This is a genomic window from Bacteroides sp. RTP31139st1_H2_RTP31139_211217, assembly GCF_040227615.1.
GTDB lineage: Bacteria > Bacteroidota > Bacteroidia > Bacteroidales > Bacteroidaceae > Bacteroides > Bacteroides uniformis.
The window spans coordinates 1-4,860 of the sequence record NZ_JBCNZM010000243.1 but is presented as its reverse complement, the minus strand read 5'-3'; the positions used below and the strand labels follow the sequence as shown (position 1 = coordinate 4,860).

The following is a 4,860-nucleotide window of genomic DNA, read 5'->3' as shown; positions in this document are numbered from 1 at the left end:
TGCCTTTTATAAACTTTTCAATGCTTGGCTTGATTATACTTCGGTATGAAAAAAAGAACTTACTTTTTACTTACCAATAATCATAAAGACATATATAAAATGAAAACAAGCTCCAAATAAATATAGATAAAATAGCTATATATCAATAATTTACATACAATTTTTTATTTTCAGTTGTTTTCTACGTTTTCAGTTGTTTTGCTCTTTTTAGGTGCATTTTTGTTTCTTATTTGTTTCTTGATTCCGCTTTTTATTTGTACCTTTGTGATAGGAAATAACAAATGAAAGGACACAAATATGCCAAGGACCAGAAAACCAATAAAAGTGAAAGAGCCGATTCGTCTTCGAACGAAGGAATTGGCCAATGGCAGCAAGAGTTTGTATCTGGATATATACCGTAATGGTAAGCGGACATACGAGTATCTGAAAATGTATCTTATTCCGGAAACGGATCGTAATGCCCGCCAACAGAATGAAACGACAATGGCTGCCGCAAATGCAATCAAATCGAAGCGTATCATAGAGTTGACAAGTGGTGAAGCCGGTATCATGAATCACAAGGATAAGGTTTATCTGCTGGACTGGATGCAGCTCTATAAGGAGGAACAGAAGAAACGTGGCAAGAAAAACACAGGTCAGATAAAATCTGTTACCGATATCTTGAAAGAGTATGCAGGAGAAAGGTTCACATTAAATCAGATTGACCTCACTTTTTGCCACGGCTATATCGACTATATGTTGACAAGCTACCGTCCCAAAGGAAAGCCCCTCTCGGCTTCTACGCGTAATACCTATTACCAGATATTCAACGGTGCGTTAAATGCCGCTGTCCGCGCGAAACGCATCTTAAAGAATCCATTCAACGAAATGGAAAAATCGGAGAAGCCCAAGATGCCGGAAAGTGTGCGTTCTTATATGACTATTGAAGAAGTGAGATTATTAATCGCTACACCAATGCAGAACGAGGGGGTAAAAAGTGCCTACCTGTTCTCCTGCTTCTGTGGACTACGTATCAGTGATATTATCGGATTGCAATGGAAGGACGTGTTTATTGACAACGGCCAATACCGCTTGGCAGTAGCCATGCAGAAGACAAAGGAGCCGATTTACCTTCCGCTCTCCAATGAAGCGTTGAAGTGGATGCCGGAACGTGGGGACAAGACAGCAGACGACCATGTGTTCGATTTGCCTTCAGGTATCAACCAGCTTATCAAACCATGGGCCAAAGCCGCCGGAATTTCCAAGCGATTCACCTTTCACACGGCCCGCCACACGTTCGCCACAATGATGCTGACATTGGGAGCAGATTTATACACTGTATCTAAATTGCTCGGTCATACATCTGTAAAGATGACCCAAGTGTATGCCAAAATCGTCAATAAGAAAAAAGACGATGCAGTAAATCTGACTAACGGTTTATTCGATTGACAATGCGATGAGCATCAGACCAGATATCTAAACACTTATTTAGGGTGTTGTTCCGGCAGGATTTTCTTTCGGGAGCAACACCCTTATAATATATTATAAATCCAATTTAAAGTATTTCATCATGAAAAGACCTAACAATGGCCCTCTCTCTTTTTGGAGGGAAGAAACATCTGCACCATTTTGTTGAAGAACAGGATGTAGCGAAAGAATTTTTCGCATTGCTCGTTGAAGCAAAAACAATGTATCTCCGTGATGTCGTGGCGGGTAGTAAGCAGTACCACCGTTACGTGGAGGATTTTGTAAACAGCCACCGGTATATCGACTGCAATCATGCGGTCTGCCGGAACTGCCATGAAATGAACATTCATATCGTCAAAGGATTATTAAACGATTGTTCCAATCTTATCCGATCACTTTTTACCGAAGCAGACTTCTCGTTCGAGAAGTGTATGGAACTGAAACGAATGTATGATATGTTTGTGCCACCATCACAGTCCATCACGTACTGCAAAGACGGCCCGACAAGGATTTATCCTCTTTCTTTTGGATGCAATCTCACTCGTAAACAGATGATAGGTATTACGGCTTGTGCCAATGCTTATCATCTGTTTTGCGTTTCTACCCTACACGTGGAAGATATGGAAGCCCTGCTTTCCTGCAAGGAAGGATTCTGTATTCGTGTAAACAATATCCGTCATGTGGCCATCCTGTTCGATACACTCCTTGAACACTCGTTCATCCAAGCCAAATGGCAGACCGTTCTCAGTAATGGACGGTTCTTACAAACCAAGGACGGAAAAGGATTCGTTTCAGCTTCAAGCCTTTCATCCGCTCTGTCTGCTCTACGCAACAACATGACATCAGCAGGTTACGGTATCAGGCGAGCCATTGATGAACTGAGAGAGTGGTAAGAAGTGCCAATAAGCGAAGTATGTGAAAGGTAAAAGCGTGATAGTTGCCGTGATACGTGGTTACTATCACGGTGCAAACTCATGCTGACCTTTTGGGTTGCCCTATCTTTGCCCTCCGTTAGCGCGCTACATAACGGAGGGCATACTTCCATTGTCTAATTTTATAATAACTCATTTATGCAAAATAATAGATTGACATTCATGGAACGGCTGAGTGAACGGCTTACAAGCGTCGAAGCCATCCTAAAGAAATTAGATCCGATAGAGAGTCTGTTGGAACGCATCGCATTGCTGGAAAAAAATATATATACCACCAAACAGGTGTTTACCTTCCAAGAGGCTTGTATGTATATCGGAATATCCGAGAGTATGCTGTACAAGCTAACATCAGGCAAGGAGATTCCGCATTACAAGCCACGTGGCAAAATGATATATTTCGCCAAAGAAGATCTGGATGAATGGCTTTTGCAGAATTATGAACCAACCGTAGATGAAGCAGCACGTATGGCAAACGAGGCCGCTGCCACACAACCTTTCTTTAATCAAAGACGCCATGGAAAACGAAAGAAGAACTGACTATAATGTGGATATGAGGCCGGAGGAGGATTTCTTATCGGATATCCTCTCCGCCTCGCAGATTCGGGCGACGGACACCTATGAAACGCCGCCACAGATTATCTGGATAGACAACTCGACCATTGCTACGCTCGGCAACTTCAGCGCATCAACCGGCAAGGCGAAATCAAAAAAAACATTTAACGTTTCGGCCATTGTCGCTGCATCGCTGGCAGGAAAACAAGTGCTGAACTACCGGGCGCACCTCCCGGAAGGTAAACGTAAGATTCTGTACGTGGACACGGAACAGAGCCGCTTTCATTGTCATAATGTACTGGAACGCATCTTGCGGCTTGCCGGACTGCCCACTACAACCGACAGTGAAAACCTCGACTTTATTTGCTTGCGCGAATACTCTCCGGCAATACGCATTGGGGTCATCGACTACGCCTTACGTCAAAGAAAAGGATACGGACTTGTTATCATCGACGGTATCCGTGACCTGATGCTTGACATAAACAGCACCGGTGAGTCCGTGGAAGTCATTAACAAGATGATGGAGTGGTCATCAAAGTATGACCTGCATATCCACTGTGTGCTACACTTGAATAAAGGAGATAACAATGTGCGCGGGCATATCGGTACGGAAATGAGCAACAAGGCGGAGACTGTACTGGTCATCAGCAAAAACAACGATTGTCCCAACGTCAGCGAGGTTCATGCGTTACACATCCGTGAGAAAGAGTTTAAACCCTTTGCTTTCACTGTTAATGAGGGCGGGCTCCCGGTTCTCGCAGAAGGGCATTTGTTTGAGAATGCCCCACATCAGAAACCGAAACAGCGGACGGGTTTTATGGAACTAAGCGTCGAACAGCACCGTGAAGCCCTTTCCGCTGCGTTTGGAGACAAACCTATCCGTGGGTTTGAAAATATGCTGCAAGCCATGATGACAGCTTACGAGGCAATCGGATTTAAGCGTGGGAGAAACGTAATGGTCAAACTGCTGCAATATCTGACTGACACCTTAAAACTGGTTATCAAACGAGATAAACTTTTTTATTATGACATGACACAGGCAGAAACCATGCTTTTCGATGAAGAATGAGAGCGGGCGCGGGCCTATATAATTCAGTTTAATTTAGTATTTATATATATAGGGTCGCAAACTAAACTAAACCGCTTTTGCGCAAACAAGTGAAAAGAATTTGAATATGACCATAGATGAAGCAAAACGAGTGCGTATCGTGGACTTTTTGGCCCAGCTCGGCCACCGTGCGCAGTATATGAAATCAGAGCAATACTGGTATCTTTCGCCTCTCAGGAAAGAGGTGACGCCATCGTTCAAAGTCAATGACCGGCTGAATGAATGGTATGATTTTGGCGAGGCCACCGGAGGCGACCTTGTGGAACTGGGTAAGTACCTTTGCGAAACAAAAAGTGTGAGTGAAGCATTAGCATACATCGAACGGCATGTCAATGGTGTATCGCTACCGAAAACCCGGACATTGCCCACAACGTTCCGACCCGTGGAAGCCGACATGAAAAATCTGATTATCGTGCCGCTGCGACACCACGCACTGTTCTCATATCTCCATTCACGTATGATTGATTCGGATATCGGACGAATGTTCTGTAAGGAAGTGCATTACGAACTGCGCCAGCGACGTTACTTTGCACTGGCTTTTGGCAACATCTCCGGTGGATACGAGGTGCGAAACCCTTATTATAAAGGATGTATCAAGAACAAGGACATTTCTTTGATACTCCAATCGCGTGGTGAGACACAGAGCCGTGTCTGCCTGTTTGAAGGGTTCATGGACTTTCTGTCCTATCTGACTCTCAAACAGACGGACGATAGTGCCATTTGTATTAATGCTCCCTGTGACCACCTTATTATGAACTCGATCAGTAATCTGAAAAAGACATTGACGTATCTGCAAAAATACACGTATATCCACTGTTACCT

5 protein-coding genes are annotated in these 4,860 nt (G+C 43.9%); all 5 read left to right on the top strand.

Annotated elements, in window-relative coordinates; all coding sequences use genetic code 11:
* Window positions 1-297: 297 nt before the first annotated feature.
* A complete protein-coding gene (locus ABUA47_RS23015; RefSeq protein WP_009292754.1) occupies window positions 298-1,428 on the top strand; it encodes a site-specific integrase in 1,131 nt (376 codons plus the stop codon).
* Between the two features lie 137 nt (window positions 1,429-1,565).
* Window positions 1,566-2,339 (top strand): hypothetical protein, encoded by a 774-nt coding sequence (locus ABUA47_RS23010; RefSeq protein WP_349824455.1) that lies wholly within the window; start codon window positions 1,566-1,568, stop codon window positions 2,337-2,339.
* A 177-nt stretch (window positions 2,340-2,516) separates the two neighbouring features.
* Window positions 2,517-2,915 (top strand): helix-turn-helix domain-containing protein, encoded by a 399-nt coding sequence (locus ABUA47_RS23005; protein ID WP_004322056.1) that lies wholly within the window; start codon window positions 2,517-2,519, stop codon window positions 2,913-2,915.
* A complete protein-coding gene (locus ABUA47_RS23000; protein WP_032558018.1) occupies window positions 2,893-3,999 on the top strand; it encodes an AAA family ATPase in 1,107 nt (368 codons plus the stop codon). The genes ABUA47_RS23005 and ABUA47_RS23000 overlap by 23 nt, the downstream gene beginning before the upstream one ends.
* 106 nt (window positions 4,000-4,105) lie before the next feature.
* Window positions 4,106-4,860: DNA primase (locus ABUA47_RS22995; RefSeq protein ID WP_349832120.1), on the top strand; the 755-nt coding region annotated here is incomplete at its 3' end.

What these genes read in the sequence shown, in the direction of transcription:
- ABUA47_RS23000 (WP_032558018.1), top strand. Translation starts at nt 2,893, where the DNA reads ATGGAAAACGAAAGAAGAACTGACTATAATGTGGATATGAGGCCGGAG.
- ABUA47_RS23005 (WP_004322056.1), top strand. Translation starts at nt 2,517, where the DNA reads ATGCAAAATAATAGATTGACATTCATGGAACGGCTGAGTGAACGGCTT.
- ABUA47_RS23010 (WP_349824455.1), top strand. Translation starts at nt 1,566, where the DNA reads ATGGCCCTCTCTCTTTTTGGAGGGAAGAAACATCTGCACCATTTTGTT.
- ABUA47_RS23015 (WP_009292754.1), top strand. Translation starts at nt 298, where the DNA reads ATGCCAAGGACCAGAAAACCAATAAAAGTGAAAGAGCCGATTCGTCTT.